Annotated in this window: 21 protein-coding genes and 1 tRNA gene; 9 read left to right on the top strand and 13 right to left on the bottom strand. The window is 73.8% G+C overall.

Features of this window, described 5'->3' with window-relative positions; all coding sequences use genetic code 11:
• From PUR61_RS26650 to PUR61_RS26660, 3 genes are all read right to left on the bottom strand, one after another.
• Window positions 1-1,013, bottom strand: a 1,013-nt coding sequence (locus tag PUR61_RS26650; RefSeq protein ID WP_329881952.1) for a heavy metal translocating P-type ATPase, incomplete at its 3' end; no start/stop codon positions are given.
• Between the two features lie 67 nt (window positions 1,014-1,080).
• Window positions 1,081-1,299 carry a heavy-metal-associated domain-containing protein gene (locus tag PUR61_RS26655; RefSeq protein ID WP_329881953.1) on the bottom strand — a complete coding sequence of 73 codons (219 nt, stop codon included), beginning with the start codon at window positions 1,297-1,299 and terminating at the stop codon, window positions 1,081-1,083.
• 287 nt (window positions 1,300-1,586) lie between these two features.
• The gene (locus PUR61_RS26660) at window positions 1,587-2,534 is read right to left on the bottom strand and encodes a PrsW family intramembrane metalloprotease (protein WP_329881954.1); all 948 of its coding nucleotides are present in this window, start codon (window positions 2,532-2,534) and stop codon (window positions 1,587-1,589) included.
• Window positions 2,535-2,696: 162 nt separating this feature from the next.
• On the opposite strand from PUR61_RS26660, the gene PUR61_RS26665 reads away from it, so the two are divergent.
• A complete protein-coding gene (locus PUR61_RS26665; protein WP_329881955.1) occupies window positions 2,697-3,872 on the top strand; it encodes a PP2C family protein-serine/threonine phosphatase in 1,176 nt (391 codons plus the stop codon).
• Window positions 3,873-3,952: 80 nt separating this feature from the next.
• Here PUR61_RS26665 and dhaL read toward each other — a convergent pair whose 3' ends face one another.
• Entirely contained in the window at window positions 3,953-4,606 is a 654-nt protein-coding gene (dhaL, locus tag PUR61_RS26670) for a dihydroxyacetone kinase subunit DhaL (protein WP_329881956.1), read from the bottom strand.
• Between the two features lie 29 nt (window positions 4,607-4,635).
• A complete protein-coding gene (gene dhaK, locus PUR61_RS26675) occupies window positions 4,636-5,631 on the bottom strand; it encodes a dihydroxyacetone kinase subunit DhaK (protein WP_329881957.1) in 996 nt (331 codons plus the stop codon).
• Between the two features lie 133 nt (window positions 5,632-5,764).
• On the opposite strand from dhaK, the gene dhaM reads away from it, so the two are divergent.
• The gene (dhaM, locus tag PUR61_RS26680; RefSeq protein ID WP_329881958.1) at window positions 5,765-6,157 is read left to right on the top strand and encodes a dihydroxyacetone kinase phosphoryl donor subunit DhaM; all 393 of its coding nucleotides are present in this window, start codon (window positions 5,765-5,767) and stop codon (window positions 6,155-6,157) included.
• Window positions 6,158-6,194: 37 nt separating this feature from the next.
• On the opposite strand, the gene PUR61_RS26685 is transcribed toward dhaM, so the two are convergent.
• Window positions 6,195-7,910, bottom strand: a complete 1,716-nt coding sequence (locus PUR61_RS26685) for a bifunctional 3'-5' exonuclease/DNA polymerase (RefSeq protein WP_329881959.1) — start codon at window positions 7,908-7,910, stop codon at window positions 6,195-6,197.
• Between the two features lie 302 nt (window positions 7,911-8,212).
• Between PUR61_RS26685 and PUR61_RS26690 the strand changes: the two genes are divergently transcribed.
• Window positions 8,213-10,237: a M3 family metallopeptidase gene (locus PUR61_RS26690; RefSeq protein ID WP_329881960.1), complete on the top strand. Its 2,025-nt coding sequence runs from the start codon at window positions 8,213-8,215 to the stop codon at window positions 10,235-10,237.
• A 46-nt stretch (window positions 10,238-10,283) separates the two neighbouring features.
• Here PUR61_RS26690 and PUR61_RS26695 read toward each other — a convergent pair whose 3' ends face one another.
• Both PUR61_RS26695 and PUR61_RS26700 read right to left on the bottom strand, forming a co-directional pair.
• Window positions 10,284-11,747 (bottom strand): cellulase family glycosylhydrolase, encoded by a 1,464-nt coding sequence (locus PUR61_RS26695; RefSeq protein WP_329881961.1) that lies wholly within the window; start codon window positions 11,745-11,747, stop codon window positions 10,284-10,286.
• 127 nt (window positions 11,748-11,874) lie between these two features.
• Complete coding sequence (locus PUR61_RS26700) at window positions 11,875-12,504, bottom strand: TetR family transcriptional regulator (RefSeq protein WP_329881962.1); 630 nt, start codon at window positions 12,502-12,504, stop codon at window positions 11,875-11,877.
• 114 nt (window positions 12,505-12,618) lie between these two features.
• On the opposite strand from PUR61_RS26700, the gene PUR61_RS26705 reads away from it, so the two are divergent.
• Window positions 12,619-13,836: an acyl-CoA dehydrogenase family protein gene (locus tag PUR61_RS26705; RefSeq protein WP_329881963.1), complete on the top strand. Its 1,218-nt coding sequence runs from the start codon at window positions 12,619-12,621 to the stop codon at window positions 13,834-13,836.
• A 78-nt stretch (window positions 13,837-13,914) separates the two neighbouring features.
• Here the strand turns inward: PUR61_RS26705 and PUR61_RS26710 are convergent, their stop codons facing one another.
• The 3 genes from PUR61_RS26710 to PUR61_RS26720 form a co-directional block, all read right to left on the bottom strand.
• A complete protein-coding gene (locus PUR61_RS26710) occupies window positions 13,915-14,502 on the bottom strand; it encodes a hypothetical protein (protein ID WP_329881964.1) in 588 nt (195 codons plus the stop codon).
• Between the two features lie 128 nt (window positions 14,503-14,630).
• A complete protein-coding gene (locus PUR61_RS26715) occupies window positions 14,631-15,443 on the bottom strand; it encodes an enoyl-CoA hydratase/isomerase family protein (RefSeq protein ID WP_329881965.1) in 813 nt (270 codons plus the stop codon).
• A 172-nt stretch (window positions 15,444-15,615) separates the two neighbouring features.
• The gene (locus tag PUR61_RS26720) at window positions 15,616-16,197 is read right to left on the bottom strand and encodes a GNAT family N-acetyltransferase (protein ID WP_329881966.1); all 582 of its coding nucleotides are present in this window, start codon (window positions 16,195-16,197) and stop codon (window positions 15,616-15,618) included.
• Window positions 16,198-16,306: 109 nt separating this feature from the next.
• Between PUR61_RS26720 and PUR61_RS26725 the strand changes: the two genes are divergently transcribed.
• Entirely contained in the window at window positions 16,307-17,032 is a 726-nt protein-coding gene (locus PUR61_RS26725; protein WP_329881967.1) for a TetR/AcrR family transcriptional regulator, read from the top strand.
• 213 nt (window positions 17,033-17,245) lie between these two features.
• Here the strand turns inward: PUR61_RS26725 and PUR61_RS26730 are convergent.
• Window positions 17,246-17,321: transfer RNA gene (locus tag PUR61_RS26730), tRNA-Arg, on the bottom strand.
• Window positions 17,322-18,888: 1,567 nt separating this feature from the next.
• On the opposite strand from PUR61_RS26730, the gene PUR61_RS26735 reads away from it, so the two are divergent.
• The 4 genes from PUR61_RS26735 (at window position 18,889) to PUR61_RS26750 (ending at window position 23,620) form a co-directional block, all read left to right on the top strand.
• Complete coding sequence (locus PUR61_RS26735; protein WP_329881968.1) at window positions 18,889-20,379, top strand: Cys-Gln thioester bond-forming surface protein; 1,491 nt, start codon at window positions 18,889-18,891, stop codon at window positions 20,377-20,379.
• Window positions 20,380-20,659: 280 nt separating this feature from the next.
• Window positions 20,660-22,324 (top strand): energy-dependent translational throttle protein EttA, encoded by a 1,665-nt coding sequence (gene ettA, locus PUR61_RS26740; RefSeq protein ID WP_329881969.1) that lies wholly within the window; start codon window positions 20,660-20,662, stop codon window positions 22,322-22,324.
• A gap of 111 nt (window positions 22,325-22,435) precedes the next feature.
• Window positions 22,436-22,879 carry an acyl-CoA thioesterase gene (locus PUR61_RS26745; RefSeq protein WP_329881970.1) on the top strand — a complete coding sequence of 148 codons (444 nt, stop codon included), beginning with the start codon at window positions 22,436-22,438 and terminating at the stop codon, window positions 22,877-22,879.
• 45 nt (window positions 22,880-22,924) lie between these two features.
• Complete coding sequence (locus tag PUR61_RS26750; protein ID WP_329881971.1) at window positions 22,925-23,620, top strand: hypothetical protein; 696 nt, start codon at window positions 22,925-22,927, stop codon at window positions 23,618-23,620.
• An 80-nt stretch (window positions 23,621-23,700) separates the two neighbouring features.
• Here the strand turns inward: PUR61_RS26750 and PUR61_RS26755 are convergent, their stop codons facing one another.
• Window positions 23,701-24,105, bottom strand: coding sequence for a globin (locus PUR61_RS26755; protein WP_329881972.1), 405 nt, complete (start codon window positions 24,103-24,105; stop codon window positions 23,701-23,703).
• Between the last annotated feature and the right edge of the window lie 98 nt (window positions 24,106-24,203).

Here is a 24,203-nt window from a genome sequence, read left to right on the forward strand (position 1 = left end):
GTGGCGCCGGTGACGGCGTCGCCGACCGCGACCTCGACCGGAACCGACTCGCCGGTCAGCATCGAGGCGTCCACGGCGGAGGCGCCCTCGACCACCACCCCGTCGGTGGCGATCTTCTCGCCCGGGCGGACCACGAAGCGCATGCCGACGGCGAGCTGCGTCACCGGCAGGCGGACCTCGCGGCCCGACTGGAGGACGGTCACGTCCTTGGCGCCGAGGTCCAGCAGCGCGTGCAGGGCGGCTCCGGCGCGGCGCTTGGAGCGGGCCTCCAGGTAGCGGCCGAACAGGATCAGCACGGTGACGGCGGCGGCCGTCTCCAGGTAGAGCATGGAGGAGGCGTCGGCGTCGCCGACCGAGAACGAGAACTCGTGCCGCATCCCGGCCATGCCCGCGTCGCCCCAGAACAGGGCCCAGAACGACCAGCCGAAGGCGGCCAGGGTGCCGAGCGAGACCAGGGTGTCCATGCTCGCCGCGCCGTGCTTGAGGTTCGTCCAGGCGGCGCGGTGGAACGGCAGTCCGCCGTACACCACCACCGGGCCGGTGAGGGCGAACGCCAGCCACTGCCAGTTGGTGAACTGGAGCGACGGGATCATCGACAGCATGGCCACCGGCACGGTGAGCACGGCGCTGATCAGCAGCCGGTCGAGCAGGGGATCGGCCGGGGGCGGTGCGCCGGCCGCGGACGCCCCGGTCCCGGTGGTCGGGGTGGCGGGGGCGGCCACCGGCGGCGGGGGGAGCTCGGCGGTGTAGCCCGTGTTCTCGACGGTGGCGATGAGGTCGGCCACGGTCACTCCGGGCGCGTAGTCGACCCGCGCCTTCTCGGTGGCGTAGTTGACGGTGGCCTCGACGCCGTCCATCCGGTTGAGCTTCTTCTCGATCCGGGCCGCGCAGGCGGCGCAGGTCATGCCGCCGATCGACAGTTCGACGCGCTCCCGGACGTCTGCCGGGCCGTCCTGACCGGCTATGGCGGTGGCCGCGTCCGGGGATGCGGAGCCCGAGGTGGAGGTGCTCATGTGCTGATCAGCTCCTTGGGGAGGGGCGCGGCGGGGGAGCGGGGGTCGCCCGCCGCGCGGCGGGGGCTCAGACGGACCGGCCGACCAGTTCGTAACCGGCCTCGTCGACGGCGGCGCGTACCAGCTCGTCGTCCAGCGGGGAGGCCGCGGAGACGGTGACCGTGCCGGCCTTGGCGTCGGCGGACACGTCGGTCACGCCGGCCAGGGTCGAGAGCTCCTTGCTGACCGAGTTCTCACAGTGGCCGCAGCTCATGCCGGTCACGGAGTAGGTGATGGTGCTGGACATTCGGGGCCTCCGAAAGGTTCGTTACGGCCGCGAGCGTACGCCCGGGTCCTGCTTCTGATGACACCATACCCACAGGGGGTATTCCGTAGGGATACGGATAATGTGGTGTGGATCGCATTCGGGATCTTCCCGGAGTGCGGTCCGAGAGCAGAGCGTAGGCGTCCGGGCACGCTGTGCCCGAATCCGCGCCGCGACGTGGGCGGATTCGAGTGCCGTGGGCCCGGGTGTTCGAACCGTGGCGTCGTCGGGGCGCCGCCGGCGTGCGCGGCCGTGGCCGGCCCGTCGGGTCAGCCCCTGGTCGGGGCGGCCGGGTACTGGGCGGGGATCGGGCTGGGTCGCTCGCCGCGGACCAGCAGCCGCAGCCAGAGCAGCCCGCCGAGCGAGACCGCGACCAGGCCGGCGGTGTCGTAGAGGGTGTAGAGGTGGGCCTGCTCGCCGGTCGGGGCGGGGATGTGGCCGAGGTCGAACAGGGCGCGCTGCCAGTCGGCCGCGGTGGTCTTCGCGACCAGCCAGACCGCGATGCCGCTCATCGAGTCCCAGAGCGCGTGCAGCAGTGCGACGCCCAGGTAGGTGAGCGCGACGGGGGTGGTGAAGCGGAAGCGCCCGGCGCGCCGCTCGCGGAAGAGCACCCCGCCGAGGATCGCGGTCCAGAGGATGTGGCCGACGGGCGCCAGGACGCCGCGCAGGATCTCCGTCTCCACCAGGTTCCTGAGGGAGAGTCCCTGGATGCTGAGCACCGCGTTGAACGCGTAGCCGGCGCTCTCGAAGGCGGCGAAGCCGGCGCCGACGGTGGCGCCCAGGACCAGGCCGTAGCGCAGGCCGCTGACCCGCAGCCGTCGGCTGACCATGATCAGGGCGCCGAGTTTGACCGCCTCCTCGATCAGGCCGACGCCGACGTACATCCAGACCGACGGGGAGAGCAGGTACGTCTCCAGGACGGAGGCGCCGAGCACGCCGATGACGCCGCCGATCCCGAAGCAGGCGAAGATCCGGTCGGCGCCGAGGTCGGCGGCGTACCGCTCGTACGCCCAGACCGCCACGGTGGCGGGGACGAGGAAGCTGCCGAGCAGGACGACGGTCGGCACCAGGTTGCTGTTGCCCGTGAGGAAGGTGACGGCGACGGTGGCGATCCAGAGCAGCGCTCCGACCAGGAAGATCCTGGGCCACTGGGCGGGGCGGGCCGCCGAGCGGGCGGGGGGTGCGGAGGTGCGGGGGGTGTGGCGGTATCCGGACACCGGTGGAGGCCTCCCTTGCGTGAGCCGCTTTCGTCGCACTGTATGACAAATCGGACTCTTTGGTACCTTTTGGACGAGTGGGAGGGGTGCGGTCGGGCTAGCCGGGGCCCGCCGGGCCGGGGTGCGCAGGTGGGGTTGTTGATCGTCCGTTATGTTCGATATGTGTCTCCGTACCGCCGAGCCCAGTCGCCCTCCGTCCCGACGGGCAGCGGGCTGTCCTGGGCCCGACGACGCGGCGTCCTGCTGGCGGTCGACCTCCAGGACATCCCGTTCTGGCGCCGCGCCTCGCCCGCGCTGATCGCGATCCTGCTGGTCGGGCTCACCGACCTGATCTCCGGCCGGGACCGCTACCTCGCCCCGCTGATGACGGTCGTGCCCAGCATCGCCGCCCTCACCCTGCGCCCGCTCGAACTGCTCGCCGTCTGCCTCCTCGGTCTGCTCGCCGTCTTCGGCCTCAGCCACTACGACGAGGTCGACACCCTCAACGACGCCCGCTTCCTCTGGGGCGCGATGATCAGCTACCTGCTCCTCACCCTCTTCTCCGCCCTGGTCGCCAAGATCCGCATGAACCGGGCGGCGGCGTTCGCGGCCGTCAGCTCCGTCGCCGAAGCCGCCCAGCGGGCGCTGCTCCGGCTGCCCGGTCCGGTCGTCGGACCGCTGCACCTCGCCGTCCGGTACGTCTCCGCCGCCGACGCCTCGGGGATCGGCGGTGATCTGTACTCGGTGCTGGAGACCCCGCACGGGACCCGGGTCGCCGTCGGCGACGTCCGGGGCAAGGGACTCGGGGCGGTGCAGACCGCCGCCGTCGTGCTCGGCGCCTTCCGCGAGGCCGCGTACGACGAGACCGGGCTGCGCGGCGTGGCGGCCCGGGTCGAGGCGAGCGTCGACCGGCACGTGCCGGACGGTGAGTTCACCACCGCGCTGTTCGCCGAGTTCCGCACGCCCGGGGTGGTGGAACTGCTCCAGTACGGTCACGTCCCGCCGATCCGGGTGGACGCGGACGGCGGGGCGCACGTCCTGGACGCGCCCGACCCGTGGGTGCCGCTCGGCCTCGGCCGGCTCGCCACCGGTGAGCCCGCCAGCTGGGGGCAGCCGTTCGGCACCGAGGACGTGCTGGTGCTCTGCAGCGACGGCGTGATCGAGGCCAGGCATCGTCGCAACGGCGAGTTCTACCCGCTGGCGGAGCGGGTCGGCCCGCTGGTCCGGGGCGCGGCCCGCTCCTCGGCGGAGCTGGAGGCGGCGGTCGGCCGGGTCTACGCCGACCTGCTGGAGCACACCGGCGGGGAGCTGCGGGACGACGCGCTGCTGCTCCTGATCACCCGGACGGACGGCGGGTAGGCCGGTCCTGCCGCCCGCCGTCCTGCCGCCCGCCGTCCTGCCGCCCGCCGTTCGTCGCCCGTGGTTCGTCGCCGGCCGTCCTAGCCGGCGCGCGAGGCAGCCTCGGCCAGCGCCCGGAAGACCAGCGCGGTGGAGGTGGCACCCGGGTCCTGGTGGCCGACGCTGCGCGGGCCCAGGTAGGAGGCGCGACCCTTGCGGGCCTGGAGCGGCACGGTGCCCAGGGCTCCCCGCTCCGCCCCCTCGGCCGCCGCCGCGGCGGCCTCCGGCAGACCGGCGCCGCCGGCCACCGCGTCCCGGTAGGCGGCCAGCGCGGGCGTCCAGGCGTCGACGATGGTCTTGTCGCCGGGCTCGGCCTTGCCGAGGTCCCGCACCGCGCGCAGGCCGGCGGCCAGGGCCTCGCCGAGCGCCGCCGCGTCGACCGAGCCTCCGCCGGGCCCGGGCAGCGCGGCCCCGACCGCCCGGAACGCCTTGCCGTACAGCGGGCCGGAGGCGCCGCCGACCTTCGAGATCAGCGTGGTGCCGGTCCTGGTCAGCACCGCGCCGGGCCCGGCCGGCTCCAGGCCGTCCAGGGCGGGCAGCACGGCGGCGAAGCCACGCTGCAGATTGCTGCCGTGGTCGCCGTCACCGATCGCGGAGTCAAGCTCGGTGAGCCGACCCTGCTCCTCCTCGACCGAGGCCGCGATCGCGCGGATCCACGCCTCGGCGAGCGGGGTGTCGAATTCCATGCCGGGCATTCCTCCTCTTCCTTCCCCCGTGCCGCGGGTCAGGCGCGCTTCAGGGCCGGGGTGTCCACCGGGGCGTCCCACAGATCCAGCAGTTCCTCGTCGGCCTTGGTCAGGGTGACCGAGAATCCCGCCATGTCCAGGCTGGTCACGTAGTTGCCGACCAGGCTGCGCGCCACCGTGATGCCGTGCTCGGCCAGCCTGGCGACCACCTCGCCGAAGACGATGTACAGCTCCAGCAGCGGCGTCCCGCCCAGGCCGTTGACGAGGGCGATCACCTCGTCCCCGGCGGTCAGGTGGCGGTCGGCGAGGATCGTCTCCACCACCTCGGCGGCCAGCTCGCGGGCCGGGCGGAGCTTCTCCCGGCGGCGGCCCGGCTCGCCGTGGATGCCCACGCCGACCTCGATCTCGTCCTCCGGCAGGTCGAAACCGGGCTTGCCCGCCGCCGGGACGGTCGCCGCGGTCAGCGCGATCGCGAACGAGCGGGAGGCCGCGTTCACCCGGCCGCCCAGGGAGGCCACCTCGTCCAGCGTGGCACCGCGCTCGGCCAGCGCGCCGGCGATCTTCTCGACCAGCACCGTCGCGCCGGTGCCGCGGCGGCCGGCCGTCCAGGTCGAGTCCTCGACCGCGACGTCGTCGTCGACCAGCACGGTGCGGACCTCCAGGCCCTCCTCGGCGGCCAGCTCGGCGGCGAGCTCGAAGTTCATCACGTCGCCGGTGTAGTTCTTCACCACGAGGACCACGCCCGCGCCGGAGTCCACCGTCCGGGCGGCGGCCAGCACCTGGTCGGGGACGGGGGAGGTGAAGATCTCGCCCGGGCAGGCCGCGTCCAGCATGCCGGGGCCGACGAAACCGCCGTGCAGGGGTTCGTGGCCGGAGCCGCCGCCGGAGACCAGGGCGACCTTGGACGTGCCCGGCCGCGCGGCGCGGGTGATCACCCGGTTGGCCACGTCCACCGTCAGCTCCGGGTGCGCGGCCGCGAATCCGGTCAGCGCGTCCTCCAGGACGGTCTCCGCGGAGTTGATGAGCTTCTTCACGGCGTTGCGCTCCCCTCGGTAGACGGTGCTGACCCGACGCTACGCCAGGCGGGTGGTGCGGGCACGGATTCCGACACGCGGGGGAACGGCCGGTCCGGCTCACCCGGGTGGAGCAGCGCCGTAGGGTCGGGCCATGAGCGACTACGTGGGCATCGTCCTGGTCTCGCACAGCGCGCGGCTGGCCGCCGGGCTGAAGGAACTGCTGGGGGAACTCGCCTCGGACACGGTGCGGGTGGTGGTGGCGGCCGGCACCGAGACGGGCGGGCTCGGCACCAGCTACGACCTGATCGCCCGGGCCGTCGCCGAGGCGGACGCCGGGGCCGGCGTGGTGGTGCTGCCCGATCTCGGGAGCTCGGTGCTGACCGCCGTGACCGTGCTGGAGGACGACCCGCGACCCGGCGTCGTCCTGGTCGACGCGCCGTTCGTGGAGGGCGCGGTCTCCGCCGCGGTGACCGCCTCGACCGGCGCCGCGCTGTCCGAGGTCGTCGCGGCGGCCGAGGAGGCCCGCGGCTTCCGCAAGCTCTGACGCCCGCCCCGGGCCCGGTCGCCCTGCCCGCCCCGGGCTACTTCGCGTCGGCGTAGCACTCGACCACCGCGGTGGTGAGCGGGAACCGCACCGGCGTCTCCCCGAAGACCAGCCGCCGTGCCTCCTCCGCGGCCTCGCCGACGGCGGCGGCCACCTCGTCGGCCAGGTTGGCCGGGGTGTGCACCACCACCTCGTCGTGTTGGAAGAAGACCAGGTGCGGCCGGTCGCCCGGACCGGCGACCGGCAGGGCGTGGAGACGGCGGCGCAGCGCGGCCAGCAGGGCGAGGGCCCAGTCGGCGGCGCTGGCCTGGATGACGAAGTTGCGGGTGAACCGGCCCCGGGCGCGGGCCGAGCGCCCGCCGGCGTCGCCCGCCGTCTCCGGCGCCTCGGTCAGGTCGAGGAAGTCCGCCGAGGGCGGCGGGCAGGGCCGGCCCAGCCGGGAGGCGACCACGCCGCCGTCCTCGCCGGTGCGGGCGGCCGCCTCGACGTAGCCCATCGCGGCCGGGTAGCGGTGGTGCAGCGTGGCGAGCAGCGGGCCGATGTCGCCGCTGGTCTGGCCGTACATGGCGCCGAGCAGGCCCAGCTTGGCCTTCTCGCGGTCGCCCTGGAAGGCGTTGGCGGCGAGCGCCTCGTACAGGTCGCCGCCGGCCGCGGTGCGGGCCAGCCCGGCGTCCTGGGAGAGGGCGGCCAGGACGCGCGGCTCCAGCTGTGCGGCGTCGGCGACGACCAGCAGCCAGCCCGGGTCGGCGACCACGGCGCGGCGCAGGATGCGCGGGATCTGCAGCGCGCCGCCGCCCCGGCTCGCCCAGCGGCCGGAGACCACGCCGCCGACCACGTACTCGGGGCGGAACCGGCCGCCGCGCGCCCAGGCGTCCTGCCAGGCCCAGCCGTGCGCGGCGTGGATCCGGGAGAGCTCCTTGTAGCGGACCAGCAGGCTCGCGGCGGGGTGGTCCACGGCCTTCAGCTCCCAGGACCGGGTGGAGCCGAGCTGGATCCCGGCGTCGGCGAAGGCACGCAGCACCTGGCTGTGCGAGTCGGGGTTGAACGGGCGGCCGCCGAGCGCCTGCTGCAGTTCGGCGGCCAGCTCGGCGAGGAGCCTCGGCCGGCTGCCGGGCACGGCGGGGCGGGGGCCGAGCAGTTCGGTGAGCAGCCGGTCGTGGACGTCGGCGCGCCAGGGCAGACCGTCGTGCGCCATCTCGGCGGCGACCAGGGCGCCGGCCGACTCCGCGGCGATCAGCAGGCGGAACCGGGCCCGTGCGACCGGATCGGCGATCGCGGCGAGCCGGCGCTGCTGCTCGGCGTGCACGGCGACCACGGCGGCCAGCGGGTCGGCGCCGGGCGGCAGTTGCAGCCGGTCCGGGGCGAACAGGGTGTCCTGGCCGTCGCCGGCCTCGGCGGAGCCGGGCTCGGGCAGGTCGGCGGGGACGGGCCGGCCGAGGAGCCGGGCCCAGGCGGCGCCGAGCGAGCGCGGCGCGCCGAACCGGCCCTCGTGGGCCAGCAGCAGGGCCTCGACCAGCCGCAGGTCGTGACAGCGGGCGAGCCGGTCGGGCAGCTGTGGGAGCAGCGGCGCGTAGCCGGAGTCGGTGGCGGCCCAGACCCAGCGCGGGTGGTCGGCGGCCTCCCGTGCGGCGACGGCGGCGGCGAGGTCGGGCGCGGGGACGGGCGGGCCGAGCGGGGTACCCGCGTCGTCGAGCGGCTGGAGCCGGCCGCCGCGGCCGTGCGGGTCGGGGACGAGGGCGATCCGGGGCGTCACGGGGGGCTCCTTTCGTCGGGACGGGTGCTGTACGAGGGGCGTACGGCGGGCGGAACTCGACGGTAGCGGGTGGGTGTGACAACCGGAGCGAGGCGGTCCGGGGCCGGTTCCCGGGCGTGGCCCCCGGACGATCCCGCGGCCGGCCGCGGGATCGTCCGGGGGCCACGGAGGAGGGGAGCGGCGGGTCCGGGAGGTGCTTGCGCGGGCCGGCCCCGGGGGTCCGGGCGCACGGCGGGAGCGGTGCGCCCGGCGGGCGGGCGGGGACGTAGGCAGGGCCGATGACACCGCGTAGGGTCGGCGGAATGACCGAGAACCCGTTCTTCAGGCCGAGCACGCTGGCCTACGAACTGCCGCCGTTCGCCGAGATCCGGCCGGACCACTACCTGCCCGCCTTCGAGCGCGGGATGGCCGAACAGCTCGCCGAGATCGCCGCGATCACCGCAGACCCGGAGTCGCCGACCTTCGACAACACCCTGATCGCGCTGGAGCGCTCGGGGGCGCTGCTGCGCCGGGTCCGCGGGGTCTTCGACAACCACTCCTCCGCCGACACCACCCCCGAGGTGGACCGGATCGACGCCGAGATCAGCCCGCGGCTGGCCGCGCACCGGGACGCCGTCCACCTGGACGCCGCGCTGTTCGCCCGGATCGAGGAACTGCACGGGCGCCGCCACGCGCTCGGACTGGACGAGGAGTCGCTGCGCCTGCTGGAGCGCCGGCACACCGCCTTCGTCCGGGCCGGCGCCCGGCTCGGCGCCGAGCAGCAGGACCGGCTCCGCGAGCTCAACGCCGAACTGGCCGTCGGCGCCTCGGCGTTCCGCCAGAACGTGTCGGCGGACTCCAAGGCCCGGGCGCTGGTGCTGGACTCCGCCGATCAGCTGGCCGGCCTCTCGCCGGACGCGGTCGCCGCGGCGGCGGAGAACGGCCGCGCGCTCGGCCTGGACGGCACGTACGTGCTCAGCCTGAAGAACTTCTCCAACCAGACCGAACTCTCCTCCCTCACCGACCGCTCGGTGCGCGAGCGCCTGCTCGCCGCCTCGCTCGGCCGCGCGGTGGACACCAACGGCCCGCTCGCGATCCGGATGGCCGCGCTGCGCGCCGAACGCGCCCGCCTGCTGGGCTTCGACACCCACGCCGCGTACGTGGTGGCGGACGAGACGGCCGGTTCGGTCGGTGCGGTGGACGCGCTGCTGGCCCGGCTGGTGCCGCCGGCGGTCGCCAACGCCCGCCGGGAGGCGGCCGAGCTGGGCAAGCTGGCCGCCGCCGACGGCATCGAGGAGATCGCCGCGCACGACTGGGCCTACTACGCGGAGCAGGTGCGGCAGGCCTCGTACCAGGTGGACGCGGGGGCGCTGCGCCCGTACTTCGAGCTGGAGCGGGTGCTCCGGGACGGCGTCTTCTTCGCCGCGAACCTGGCCTACGGGGTGACCTTCACCGAGCGGCCGGACCTCGTCGCGTACCACCCGGACGTCCGGGTCTTCGAGGTGTTCGAGGAGGACGGGGCCCCGCTGGGCCTCTTCCTCGGCGACTTCCACGCCCGGGAGTCCAAGCGCGGCGGCGCCTGGATGGACGAACTGGTCACCCAGTCGCACCTGCTGGGCCGGCGGCCGGTGGTGTACAACAACCTGAACGTGGCCAAGCCCGCGCCCGGGGAGCCGGTGCTGCTCTCCTGGGACGAGGTCCGCACGCTGTTCCACGAGTTCGGGCACGCCCTGCACGGGCTCTTCTCGGACGTGCGGTACCCGTACTTCGCGGGGACGGCCGTGCCGCGGGACTTCGTGGAGTTCCCCTCGCAGGTGAACGAGATGTGGATGGTCCGGCCGGAGGTGCTGGCCAACTACGCGAAGCACCACGAGACGGGCGAGCCGCTGCCGGCCGAGCTGGTCGAGCGGATCGGGGCGGCCGAGTCCTTCGGACAGGGGTTCCGGACCGTCGAGTACCTGGCGGCGGCGCTGCTGGACTGGGCCTGGCACACCCTGCCGGAGGGCCAGGAGGTGGCCGACGCGGAGGAGTTCGAGGCGGCGGCGCTGGCCGAGGCCGGGCTGGCGGTGGCCGCGGTGCCGCCCCGCTACCGGACCAACTACTTCGCGCACATCTTCGCCGGCGGCTACAGCGCGGGCTACTACGCGTACATCTGGTCGGAGGTGCTGGACGCCGACACCGTGGAGTGGTTCGAGGGGAACGGCCGGAGCGTGCGGGAGAGCGGCGAGGTGTTCCGCCGGGAGCTGCTCGCGCGCGGGGACGGCCGGGACGCGCTGGCCTCGTTCCGCGCGGTGGTCGGGCGCGACCCGGAGACCGGCCCGCTGCTGGCGCGGCGCGGGCTGGCCTAGGAACGCCACCGGGGGCGCTGCCCGGCGGCGGACCCGCCGCCGGGCGTCAGCGCCCTTCGAGGGTGACGGTGACCGCGGTGCCCGGCCGGGCGCCCGGGAGGCGGATCCGGGCGGTGCCGGCCCGCTCCCCGGTGGGCTGGTCGAGCGCGACCAGTGCGCCGGCCGGTCGCACGGTGATCCGCACGCCGGCCGGGAACGCGGCGGCGGGCAGGACGAGTTCGGTGGCGTGGCCGGTGCCGTCGGCGGCCCACCGGACGGTGTGCGCGGCGCCGTCCGCGGTGGTGCGCGCGGCCGTCCCGGCCACCGCGGCCGGGTAGGGGCCGAAGGCCGGTCCGTGGCCAGGGGCCGGCCGCCCGGCCGGATCGAGGGCGCAGTAGCCGCCGTCGCCCCGGCACCAGTACCACATCGCCCAGCCGGCGGCGAAGCCGTCCATGGCGTCGACCTGGCGGCGGACCAGCAGGGCGTTCCCGGGCCTGCGGGCGTCGGGCGGCCCCCACTCGCCGACCAGCACCGGCAGCCGGTGCGCGGCCGGGTACGCGGCGATCGCGGCGGTGTAGTCCTCCACGAAGCCGCCGGCCGGGTCCCAGTCGGCGCCGGACTCGACGGCGGTGTCGTAGAAGTGCGGCGCGTAGCCGAGCCGGGGGGCGCCGGTGCGGGGGTCGGTGAAGCCCGGCAACCGGGTCGGCACGCCCTGGCCGACCAGGACGGTCGGTTCGACGAACAGCCAGGCGCGCCGGTCGACCCGGCGCACGGCGGCGATCAGCCGGCGGTACATGTCGGCGAGCCGGCCCTGCTCCAGCGCGGCGGAGGCGGCGGCGAGCGCCGCGGGGTCGGTCGGGTCGCCGTCCACCGGGCCGAACGGTTCGTTGAACAGGTCGTAGCCCAGGAGCGAGCGGTGGCCGCGGAGTTCGCGGGCCAGCCGGGTGTAGAAGTCGGCCTGCCAGGCGCGGAGGTCGGGGTCGTCGTAGAGGTGGCGGAAGGCGGCCTGGACGGCGGGCTGGAAGTAGCCGGCGAACCAGTCGTCGGGGTCGGCCTCGAAGGGCAGGCCGTCGTCGCGGGTCGCCCAGAGCGGGATGCCGCGGTCGCCGCCGCCGAACTTCGGTCCGTAGACGTCCTGGTGGAAGTCGACCAGGGCGAGCACGCCGTACCGGTCGGCCCAGTCGAGGAGCCGGTGCAGGCGGCCCAGCTCGGCCTGGTCCGGCCGGCCGCGGCGGGGCTCCAGTCTGGTCCACGAGACGGCCACCCGGATCAGCGTGAAGCCCTGGGCGGCGAGGGACTCGACGTCCTGCTCGGTGGCCTCGGCGTACTTGTCGAGGTTGAAGCCGCGCAGCCGGAGCCGGCGGCCGTCGGCGTCGACCGGGTCGGTGCGGCCGTCCGGGCCGGTGACGGCGGCGGTGGGGAACGCCGCCTGACGGTGCGGTGGCCGGGCCGCGGCGGGTGGGGCGGACAGCGCGGTGCCGGCGGTGGTGGCGGCGAGGAGGAGGGCAACGGCGGTGCGGCGCAGGCGCATCGGGACCTCCGGAGCGGGGGAGGGTGGGGCCCGATGATGCCGGGGCCGGCACGTCCGGCACAAGGGTGCGGTGGGGAGTCGGCGCCGGGCCGGCGGGGTGTGGCGGAGGCGGGGCGGAGGCGGGGCCTCAGCCGGCTGTCGGCTCCGGCGCCGCCGAGCCGGTGGACAGGGCGGTCGGCAGGTCGGCCGCGGCGGCCAGCCGGCCCCAGAGCAGGTCGGCGAGCGCCTGGACCATCCGGGCCCGGGAGCAGGGCTTGGACTCCAGCCACCAGTCCCCGGCCGCCAGCACCATGCCGGTGATGCCCCGCCCCCAGGCCTCGGCGAGGAGTTCGCGGTCGGCGCCGAGGTCGACCTGGCCCGCGACGGCCCGGGTGATCTCCTCGGCGATCTGGCGCAGCGCCGGCGCGAGCGCGTTCCCGGCTCCGCTCGGGTCGCCCGGCTCGGGGTGGGTGAGCAGCCGGTACACCTGCGGGCGGGACTCGATCCCGGCCAGGTAGGTGTCCAGCACGTGTTCGACCCGGTCGCGCCGCTCCAGCGGTTCGGCGAGCGCGGCGCGGACGGCGGCCAGCAGCCCGCCGGTGTGCCGCTCGGTCAGCGCCCTGATCAGGCCGTTCCGGTCGCCGAAGTGGCGGTAGAGGATCGGTTTGGTGATGCCCGCCTCGGCGGCGATCGCGTTCATGCTGGCGCCGGGCCCGTCGCGCTGGACGACCCGGTCGGCGGCGTTGAGCAACTGCTCCCGGCGGGGCTCTGGGGACATGCGCTGTTCCTTCGCTAGGGCGTTGACACCGGTTACCAAGCAGTAGCAGACTCCGACGATGTTACCCGAGGTAACACCCCGGTCGGCCGCACCCTTCTCCGGAGGCACGCACCCATGAGCACCTTCTCGCTGGACCCGGGCGAGGACCAGCTCGCCGTACGCGACTGGCTGCACGGCTTCGCCGCCGACGTGATGCGGCCCGCCGCCGCCGCGTGGGACGAGCGCGAGGAGACCCCCTGGCCGATCATCCAGGAGGCCGCCAAGCTCGGCATCTACTCGCTCGACTTCTACGCCCAGCAGTACTTCGATCCCTCCGGCGTGGGCATACCGATCGCCATGGAGGAACTGTTCTGGGGAGACGCCGGCATCGGCCTCTCCATCGTCGGCACCACACTGGCCGCCGTCGCCGTGCTCGCCAACGGCACCGACGAGCAGATCGGCACCTGGGCGCCGCAGATGTTCGGCACCCCGGACGACGTCAAGGTGGCCGCGTTCTGCTCCTCCGAGCCGGACGCCGGCTCCGACGTCTCCGCGCTGCGCACCCGGGCCGTGTACGACGAGGCCACCGACGAGTGGGTGCTCGACGGCACGAAGACCTGGGCGACCAACGGCGGGATCGCCGCCGTCCACGTGGTGGTGGCCACCGTCGACCCGGCGCTCGGCGCGCGCGGGCAGGCCTCCTTCGTGGTGCCGCCGGGCACCCCCGGGCTGAGTCAGGGCCAGAAGTTCAAGAAGCACGGCATCCGGGCCTCGCACACCGCGGAGGTGGTGCTGGACGCCGTCCGGGTGCCCGGGCACTGCCTGCTCGGCGGCCGGGAGAAGCTGGACGAGCGCCTCGCCCGGGCCCGGGAGGGCGTCCGCAAGGGCGGGCGGAACGCGGCGATGGCCACCTTCGAGGCCTCCCGCCCGGCCGTCGGCGCACAGGCGATCGGCATCGCCCGGGCCGCGTACGAGGTGGCTCTCGACTACGCGAAGACCCGGGTGCAGTTCGGCCGTCCGATCATCGACAACCAGGGGGTGGCCTTCCAGCTGGCCGACATGAAGACCCGGATCGACGCCTCCCGGCTGCTGGTCTGGCGGGCCTCCTGGATGGCCGCGAACAACCTGCCGTTCACCTCGGCCGAGGGCTCGATGTCCAAGCTGTACGCGGGTGAGACCGCCAAGTGGGTCACCGCGCAGGCGATGCAGATCCTCGGCGGCAACGGCTTCACCCGGGAGTACCCGGTCGAGCGGATGCACCGGGACAGCGCGATCTACTCGATCTTCGAGGGGACCAGTGAGATCCAGCGCCTGGTGATCGCCCGGGCGGTCTCCGGACTTCCGATCCGCTGAGCGGCGGGGTCCGCGGGGTCCGCCGGTCCGCGGGGTCCGCTGTGCCTGCGGGGTCCGCGGTGCCCGGTGGGGCGGACCTCAGCGGGCGGCCCAGAAGGCGAGCCCGGCGGACAGCGCGCCCACCACCGCGCCGACGACGGTCTGCGCGGTGGTGTGGTCCCGCAGCACCACCCGGGACCAGCCGATCGCCGCGACCAGCGGGTAGAGCAGCAGCCACCAGGGCCCGAGCGCGATCGCCAGGCACACCGTCGCGCCGCTCGCCACGGCGGTGTGCACCGAGACCTTCCACCAGACGGTGATCACCAGGATCGGGACCAGCGAGGCGAACATCGCCAGCACGATCGCGGTGAGGTCGGCCGGCGCGTCCAGGCCGAGCATCACGCCGAAGGCCGTCGCGACCGAGCCCATGACGAACGGGAGGACCGTCAGCCGCCGCTGCCGCTGGCCGACGTGCCGGTCCTCAAGGGTGCCCCTGCGGATGCCGTGCCGGATGAACAGGGTCGGGATCACGGCTGCGAAGAGCGCCGCGAACGCCGCCCAGCCGAGCCCGCTCCAGCCGTACCGCACCCCGCCGAGCAGGAGGAGCAGGCAGATGATCACGTTCTTCGGCTCCAGGCCGTCGGTGATCTGCCGGGCCCGGATCGTCACGGGCGTGGGCTCGGTCATCGCGGTGGGGCTCCAGGACGGACTCGGCGGCGGAACGGTCGGATGATCATATCGACGGCGGCGCGGCGGTCCGGCGGCACGGCGGCACGGTGACGCCGCGAGGGCGGCGGACCGAGGTGCGGCGGGGCTCAGAACCGGGGCGGCCGGCGCTCAAGGAAGGCCGCGAGCCCCTCCCGGACGTCGGGCGACTCGCGGGAACGGCGTTCCCAGGGCGCGAGGGCCGCCGCCGCCTGCTCCGGGGCGACGGCCAGGGCGGCCTTGACGGCGCCGATGGTCTGCGGCGAACGGGTGGTCAGCAGGCGGGCGAAGTCCAGCGCGGCGGCGTCCAGTTCGGCGGCCGGGAGGACCCGGTCGGCCAGGCCGAACGCGGCGGCGTCCGGGGCGGGCAGCAGCTCGCCGGAGAACAGCAGGTACTTGGCGCGGGACGGTCCGACCAGCCGGGCCAGCCGCAGCGTGGGCACCGCCGGGTAGACCACGCCGAGCTTGGCCGGCGTGATGCCGAGCCGCGCGTCCTCGGCGACGAACCTCAGGTCGCAGGCGACCGCGAGCTGGCAGCCGCCTCCCACGCAGGCGCCGTGGACCACGGCGATCGTCGGGTGCGGGAAGGCGGCCAGCGCCTCCTCGGCGGCGACGTTGATCGCGTGGTACTCGTCGGCGAGGTCCGGGTCGCCGTAGACCCCGGCGAGTTCGTCGATGTCGGCACCGGCGCTGAAGGTGCCGCCCGCGCCGGTCACCAGCAGGGCGCGCAGGCCCGGCTGTTCGGCCAGGCGCAGCAGCACCTTCGGCAGGGCCTGCCAGATCTCCAGGGTGACGGCGTTGCGCCGGTGCGGGCGGTCGAACTCCAGGACCGCCAGGCCGTCCTCGCCGAGGTGGGCGTTGAGGCCGTCGACGTGGGTGGGCAGCGGGGTGCGGTCCCGCGTCAGCAGCGGCCTGGCGGCCATGGGCACCTCCGGGAGGGTGGACGGGTGCGGCCACTCTCTCAGGACCGGATGCCGCGGTGCGGTCCGGGGCCGCAGGCCCGACGGGTGCACCCACCGGGCCGGGGGTCCCGGACCGACGGCGCGGTCAGGGCGTCCCCGAAACCCCGGGTGTCCCCGAAGCCCCCGAAACTCCCTACGCCCCGGCAGCCTCCGGCGCCCCGGCCGGGCCGCCCGCGGGCTTCCACTCGTGGGTGAGCATCGACCAGACCTCGCCGTCGTGGTGGACGCCCCGGTGCAGGTAGCTCTCCCGCATGACGCCCTCCAGCGTGAAGCCCAGCCGCTGGGCGACCGCCCGGCTGCGGACGTTGTCGGGCCGGTTGTGCCACTCGATCCGGTGCATGCCCCGGGTGGTGAAGGCGTAGTCGATCAGGAGCCGGACGGCGGTGCCGATCAGGCCCCGGCCCTCGGCGGCGGGTTCGGTCCAGACGCCGATCTCGCAGGTGCCGGTCTTGGTGTCCCACTGCACGAACATCACGCCGCCGACCAGCGTGCCGTCCAGCCAGATCCCGAAGAGCCGGGCGGAGTCGGCGGCCTGCCGGTCGGCGTAGCGCTGCAGGACGGCGCGGGCCGACTCGAGGTCGGTGGCCAGGGCGGCCCAGCCGATCCACCGGTCGATGTGCGCCCGGCCGCGCTCGATGTGGGCCAGGTACTCGGGGGCCTGCCACGGCTCCAGCGGGCGGAGCACGGCGTTCTCGGCGAGGGGAAGGGCGAACATGGGCTGGCCTTTCGTGGCGCGTCGGGCGGACGCGGTCGGTCCGGGTCGTTCGTACGGGTGATCGTGCTTCGTCCATACATAACAAACGTTTGGTACGTAAGATAGCCCCATGACGCCGGCCCGTGGAGATCATGAAGCCCGCCGCACCGAGGTCTCGCAGGCGGTGTGGGGGGTGCTGTCCACCCGCGGCTTCGAAGGGCTGACGCTGCGGGCGGTGGCCGCCGAGATGGGGGCCAGCACCGGGCTGCTGACCCACTACTTCCCGAGCAAGAAGGCCCTGGTCGCGCACGCGCTCGACGTCCTGGAGCGGCGCTCGGGCGCGCGGCCGAGGCGTGCCGCGCCGGCCGACGGCAGCCCGCCGCCCCCCGAGGGGCTGGCCCGGCTGCGGGCGGCGCTGCTGGACATCCTGCCGCTGGACCCGGCCGCGGTGGCCGGCAACCGGATCTGGGTCGGTTCCTGGGACGTCGCGCTGGCCGATCCGGACCTGGCCGACGCGCACGCGGCGCGGTACGGGCGGGCCCGTGCGGCGATGACGGAGCACGTCGAGGCCGCGCAGCGGCTCGGGGAGCTGTCGGCGGAGGCGCCGGCGGCGCAGCTCGCGGCCGGGGCCCAGGCCTTCGCGCTGGGCCTGGTGGTGCAGGCGCTGTTCGCTCCGGCGGAGTTCCCGCCGGAGCGGCAGGTGGCGCTGCTGGACGCCTATCTGGTGGGCCTGGCGGCCTCGGCGGCGGCGGGTGCCGCCACCGCGGGCGGTGCGGGTGCGGGTGCGGGTGCGGCGGGCGGTGCGGGCGGTGCGGGCGGTGCGGGCGGGGTCGTCGGGGCCGTTCGTCGGGGCTGATCGGCGGTCGGGCGGTGATGTCCGGCCGCGGCGTAAGGCCCGAAACGGGCATTCCGCCGGGTGTAGTTCGGGGTATCCCCTTTTCGCCGTGTTTTTGTCCGCGGTCATGACACGGATGGTCACGGCATATGCGCGGTGGGTACCCGGGATTCACGGCGACGGGGGGCGCGATGACGGGTCCGGCGCCTGCGGTGGCCTGCGGGAAAAACAGTGTGGCGCCCCCAGCAGGATTCGAACCTGCGACCTACCGCTTAGAAGGCGGGTGCTCTATCCGCTGAGCTATGGGGGCGGGACGGGCGGCACCCTGATGGGCGTGACCGTTGCCGGGACCGGGCGGCGGGCGCGTGGCGCCCGTTGTCCGTGCCCCGTGCCTGAGGGTGGGGTGTGGGGGTTGGCGGGCCCTTGCCCTGTCGGGACAGGATAAGGGTGTCTCGATCCTCGGTCGGGCGTAACGACACCGCCGTTGGTGTGTCGGCCTCGGTGGAGCGGTCCGATAATCGCAGGTGAAGACCGTGAGTGCAGCGGTCTGACGGTGTTCCGCGCCGGACGTTGTGCAGTCGTTACGGGGCTGTCTCCCCACCCGTTATGGATTCGGCACGGAGAAAGCGCCGCGGTCGAGGCCGGCCCCGGCGTGGGTGGGGGGCCGCATTCGGGTTCGTTCGGTCGGATGACGTGCGCGGACGGTCGGCGGGCCGCCCGTGGGGGTGTCCGGGGTCGGGCGGCGATCCGGGGCGATTGTTGTCATGGACCCGCAGATCGGGGGCCTGATGGTCACACAAAGGCTGAAATTCACCCCTGAGAGTGACAGTGGTTTTCCACAGCCCCGAGTTGTCCACAGGATTTCCGATCCCCCTGGTACGGATTTCCCCGAGAAGCGCACTCTCAACGCGCACCGGTCGATTCCGTACGGTGCAACCGGGAGAGCGGAGCGTGGCTGTGTACGAGACCGTCATGACGATGATCGGGAATGCCGCGGCGGCGGCCGGTCGCATCCGGGCGTCCGGCGGAGTGCGACCGCGCACGTCCGACCGGCGCCGACCGGGCGGCGGCCCGACCCGGCCGGAGAGCTCCGGGTGGACGGCGGGGTGTCGCGGGTGGCGGCGCGGTCCGAGGCGGGCGCCGGCCTGTGCGGGTGGGTACCGGCGGGCCTCGGCGGGGCGTCCGTCCGGCGCGCTGACGAAGGGTGACCCGGCGGTGGTGGGCGGGAGGCTGAGGGGGCGGGAGTGGGCGGCGGAGGCGGCCGGTGGGCCGGAGGCGAGATCGCCGAACGGTCGGGCGGACACGATCCGAGCTGCGGGGCGGTGACGTTCGCGCGGGGGAGGGGCGTTCCGGGCGGGCCCGCGGGTGGTGCCGGGGCTGCGGAGCGTGGGCTCGGACTCGTCGCGGGGAGGCCGCGCCGGGGCGGATCGTGGGCGCCCTACGGGCGGGGAGGGGCTTGATGGCGGCGGTGTTGGGCGTCGCGCAGGTGTCGTGCGAGGGAATCAGGGGTGTCCACCGGCGGCGGGCGGGGCGGCGGGCGAGCGCCTTGACTGTCGACAAATATGTTGATCGAGAAGGTTGTTGGGACCACCCATGCAATCCCGTTCCGGTTAAGAGAAAGATCCAGACTTTCTGGCAGGGCGTCAGCTTGTGTGGATACTGGGAGTGTTGATAACGATACAGATACGGAATCGTCCTAATTTCGCATGGGGGTTTCCGGGCCCCTGGGGCTCAATAGGATTCGTCTGGTTCACATCGTGAAGCAGCGCCACAGGGGGCGCGGCAAGCAAGGCGGGCTGCCATCGGCAAGGCCCGGCCCGGAGGGATCCCAGATGTTCCAGAGGCATGGGCGGAGTCTTCCGCGCATCACCACTGTCATGCTCACGACCAGCGTTGCGCTGGGCGGAAGCCTGTTCGCAGCCGGTGCGGCGGCTGCGGCCGACGCGCCGGGAGACGGTGTCACGGCAGTGGTCCAGCCGACCATGATGAGCGAGGAGATCGCCATCGAGGGCGGCCACTCGATCCAGGGCGGGCTGTTCACCCTCAAGACGGCCGACGGTGAGATCAAGACGTACTGCATCGACATCGACCACCCGGTCGACATCACCAAGGCCATCGAGTACCGCGAGTCCGACTGGAAGTCGAGCTCGCTCGGCCGCCCGGAGAAGGCTCAGGACGCCTCCAAGATCCGCTGGATCCTGGAGAACTCCTACCCGCAGGTGACGGACCTCAAGAAGCTGGCCGCCGACGCGGGCGTCAAGGGCGAGCTCACCAAGGAGGACGCCGCCGCCGGCACCCAGGCCGCGATCTGGAAGTTCTCCGACGGCAAGAACGCCACCCCGGTCGACGCCGAGGCCAAGCAGCTCCGCGACTACCTGGTCAGCGAGAAGAACAAGGGCATAGCCGCGGAGCCCAAGCCGTCGCTGAGCCTCACCCCGGACTCGGTGTCGGGCAAGCCCGGCACCAAGCTCGGCCCGTTCACCGTCAACTCCAGCGCCAACGAGGTGAAGCTGGCGCTCGCCGGCGACGCCGCCGACAAGGTCAAGCTGGTCGACAAGGACGGCAAGCCGGTCGCCGACCTGGCCGGCCCGGTCGCCAAGGACACCCAGCTGTGGCTGGACGTCCCGGCCGACACCCCGGACGGCACGGCCACGGTCAACGCCGCCGCCGAGACCGTGGTCCCCAGCGGCCGCGTCTTCCTCAGCAAGGGCTACACCCCGGAGAAGCACAGCCAGACCATGATCCTGGCGGGCTCCACCAAGCTCAGCGTCAAGGACTCCGCCAAGGCGACCTGGAAGGCCGCCAAGGGTGCGCTGATCGACAGCACCGCCGTGGTCGAGTGCGTCGCCAACGGCGTCAAGGTGTCGGTCGCCAACGGCGGCGACGAGGCGGCCACCGTCTCGGTGAAGCCGGGCAAGGACCTCACCGTCCAGCCGGGCAAGATCGAGACCGTCGTCGTCCCGGTCGCCGAGGACACCGCCTACGACATCACCGTCACCGGCCCGAACGGCTTCACCAAGAACTTCAAGGGCATCCTGGACTGCAAGACGGTCAGCGTGACCACGCCGACCCCCACCCCGACGGCCAAGCCGTCGACCCCGGCGCCGACCACCCCGGCCCCGAGCACCACCCCGTCGGCGACCAAGAGCGCCACCCCCACCCCGTCGGCGACCGTCAGCACCACGGCCGCCCAGCCCGCCCCGGCGGTCACCAGCTCGGCCCCCGGCACCACCGGTGGCCTGGCCGCGACCGGCGGTAGCGACGCCACCCCGATCATCGCCGCCGTCGCCGGCGGTCTGGTCGTGGCCGGCGGTGCCGCGGTCTTCCTGCTGCGCCGTCGTGGCCGCCACGGTGGCACCGCCGCCTGAAGCACCTCCACCTGAAGCGCCTCTGCTACCCGAGGCGCCTCTACCTGGGGCTCCTCCGCCCGAGGCGCCGAGGAGCTGACACCCGGCCCGGCCCCCCGCACCACGTGTGCGGGGGGCCGGGCCGGTCCGCGTCCGGGGGCCCCGGCGGCGGGGATCGCGTGCACGGCGGGCCGTCCGCATACCCCCCGGGGGCACGGTGCGCGGTTCTGGGCTCCCGGCCGGTGCGGCACAATGGAACGCTGCAAGCCGAATACTCCCGACGACGCCGGAGCGATCTCACGTGGCGGAATACATCTACACGATGCGCAAGGTGCGCAAGGCGCACGGCGACAAGGTCATCCTTGACGACGTGACGCTCAGCTTCCTCCCCGGGGCGAAGATCGGCGTCGTGGGCCCCAACGGCGCGGGCAAGTCCACCGTGCTGAAGATGATGGCCGGCCTGGAGCACCCCTCCAACGGCGACGCCTTCATCTCGCCCGGGTACACCGTCGGCATGCTGCTCCAGGAGCCGCCGCTCGACGAGACCAAGACCGTCCTGGAGAACGTCGAGGACGGCGTCAAGGAGATCAAGGGGAAGCTCAACCGCTTCAACGAGATCGCCGAGCTGATGGCGACCGACTACTCGGACGCGCTGCTGGACGAGATGGGCAAGCTCCAGGAGGACCTGGACCACGCCAACGCCTGGGACCTCGAAGCCCAGCTGGAGCAGGCCATGGACGCGCTGGGCTGCCCGCCCGGCGACTGGGCGGTCACCAAGCTCTCCGGTGGCGAGAAGCGCCGTGTCGCGCTCTGCAAGCTGCTGCTGGAGGCCCCCGACCTGCTGCTCCTCGACGAGCCCACCAACCACCTGGACGCCGAGTCGGTGAACTGGCTGGAGCAGCACCTGGCCAAGTACGCGGGCACCGTCGTCGCGGTCACCCACGACCGGTACTTCCTGGACAACGTGGCCGGCTGGATCCTGGAGCTCGACCGCGGTCGCGCCATCGGCTACGAGGGCAACTACTCCACCTACCTGGAGTCCAAGCAGTCCCGCCTCAAGGTCGAGGGCCAGAAGGACGCCAAGCGCGCCAAGCGGCTCAAGGAGGAGCTGGAGTGGGTCCGCTCCAACGCCAAGGGCCGTCAGGCGAAGTCCAAGGCGCGTCTGGCCCGCTACGAGGAGATGGCGGCCGAGGCCGACAAGATGCGGAAGCTGGACTTCGAGGAGATCCAGATCCCGCCGGGCCCGCGTCTGGGCAGCGTCGTCATCGAGGTGGAGAACCTCAACAAGTCCTTCGGTGAGAAGGTCCTGATCGACGGCCTCAGCTTCACCCTGCCGCGCAACGGCATCGTCGGCATCATCGGCCCGAACGGCGCCGGCAAGACCACCCTGTTCAAGATGCTCCAGGACATGGAGACCCCGGACAGCGGCACGGTCAAGGTCGGCGACACGGTCAAGATCAGCTACGTCGACCAGAGCCGCGCCAACATCGACCCGAAGAAGACGCTCTGGGAGGTCGTCTCCGACGGCCTGGACTGGATCAACGTCGGTCAGGTCGAGATGCCGTCCCGCGCCTACGTCTCGGCGTTCGGCTTCAAGGGCCCGGACCAGCAGAAGCCGGCGGGCGTGCTCTCCGGCGGTGAGCGCAACCGCCTCAACCTGGCGCTCACCCTGAAGCAGGGCGGCAACCTGCTGCTCCTCGACGAGCCGACCAACGACCTCGACGTCGAGACCCTCTCCTCGCTGGAGAACGCGCTGCTGGAGTTCCCCGGCTGCGCCGTGGTCATCTCGCACGACCGCTGGTTCCTGGACCGGGTCGCCACCCACATCCTCGCCTACGAGGGCGAGAGCAAGTGGTTCTGGTTCGAGGGCAACTTCGACTCGTACGAGAAGAACAAGATCGAGCGGCTGGGTGCGGACGCGGCCCGTCCGCACCGGGCCACGTACAAGAAGCTGACCCGAGGCTGACACCCAACCGTCACAACGGCCCGGCAGACTCGCCCTCCTGGGCGGCCTGCCGGGCCGCGGCCCACCGGCACCGAAGCCCGGCCGGGTCACCGGACGTCGAGGAGAACACCCGTGGCACGCCACATCTACGCCTGTCCGCTGCGCTGGTCCGACATGGACGCCTTCGGGCACGTCAACAACGTGGTCTTCCTGCGCTACCTGGAGGAGGCCCGGATCGACTTCATGTTCACCCAGGCCGCCGCGGCCGGTGCGGGGGAGTTCGCGGGCGGTTCGGTGGTGGCCCGCCACGAGATCGACTACAAGCGCCCGCTGGTCCACCGGCCCGAGCCGGTGACCGTCGAGACCTGGGTCACCAAGATCGGCGGCGCCTCGCTGACGGTCGGCTACGAGATCAAGGACACCGCCGAGGACGGCACCGAGACGGTCTACGTCCGGGCGTCGACCGTGGTCGTCCCCTACGACCTGGCCGAGGGCCGGCCCCGCCGGATAAGCCCGGTCGAGCGGGGGTTCCTGGAGCGTTTCATGGACGAGGAGCCGGTCGTCGCGGCGGTCTGAGCGGACCGCAGGACCCCGCCCCGCTACCGGATGTGAGCTGAAGCGTTGATCAGTACCGCCCCCCTCGCCCTCGCCGGCACCGGGGAGGCCGCCGACCTGGCCGCCTTCCTGGTCCGCCTGCTGCGTTTCGACAGGGCGGCGGCGGTCCGGTTGCAGGGGGTGCCGCGGCCCGGGGCCGGCGGCGGCGTGCTGGCCGTCTTCGGACGGCTGCCGCTGGGCGGTTCGGGCGCGCTGGCGGTGCGGACCGCGCGGCTGGTCGAACTCGGCGGGCCGGTCGACCTGACCGTCTCGGCCGGGCAGCTCCTGGACGGCGTCGACACGGAGGCCGGCACCGTCACCCTGCCCGGGCCGGTCACCGGCCCGGCCTGGGCCGGTCTGCTGCCGCCGCGCACCGGCTGGCGGCCGGTCGGCGAACCGCCTGCGGCCCGGGTGTATCCCGAACTGATGGCCGCGGTGCGGGAGTTCAGGGAGCGTAGCGAGGCCGTCCCGGATCATCACCGGACCCGTGCCGTGCTGGACGCGCTGGCCGACGAGATCTGGTCCCGCCCGGTCACGGCGCTGCCCGAACTGCCGCTGCGCGCCGCCCACGCGGCCTACGTGATCGGGTTCCTGGCCCCGACCGCCCCGCTCACCGTGCACCGGGCCGGCGGCTGGCTGAGGCTGAGCGCCCCGGCCGGGTCGGTGGCGGTCCGTACGGCGGCCGCGCCGGGCGCGGGGCTGGGGCTCAGCCCCGTCCGCTGAGGTGGGTCGGGCCGTCCGCCGGACCCGGCCCGGCCCACCGGGTCGGCCCACCGGGTCGGGCCATCGGGTCGGCCGTGCGGTCAGCCCTCGGTGTTGATCATCGAGGCGGCGGCGTACGTGAGGTAGTCCCAGAGCTGCCGCTCCGCGTCGGCAGGCAGGGCGAGTTCGTCGACGGCCACCCGCATGTGCTTGAGCCAGGCGTCGTGCGCCGCGCGGTCCACCCGGAACGGCACGTGGCGCATCCGCAGCCGCGGGTGGCCACGCTGGTCGCTGTAGGTGCGCGGGCCGCCCCAGTACTGCATCAGGAACAGCGTGAACCGCTCCTCGGCCGGACCGAGGTCCTCCTCGGGGTACATCGGCCGCAGCAACTCGTCCTCGGCGACGCCCTGGTAGAACCGGTGGACCAGCCGCCGGAAGGTCGGTTCGCCGCCGACCTGCTCGAAGAACGTCTCCTCGCTGAGCGTGCCACGCCGGATCTCTTTCACCCGACCATGGTCGCAGACGGCGGCGGGGCCGTATACCGGGACCTGGGGACCAGGACCGGAGGTGTACGACCCCGCCGCCGATGCCGTGGCGGTGGCCG

The organism is Streptomyces sp. BE20 (genome assembly GCF_036322525.1).
In the GTDB taxonomy this organism is placed as follows: domain Bacteria; phylum Actinomycetota; class Actinomycetes; order Streptomycetales; family Streptomycetaceae; genus Kitasatospora.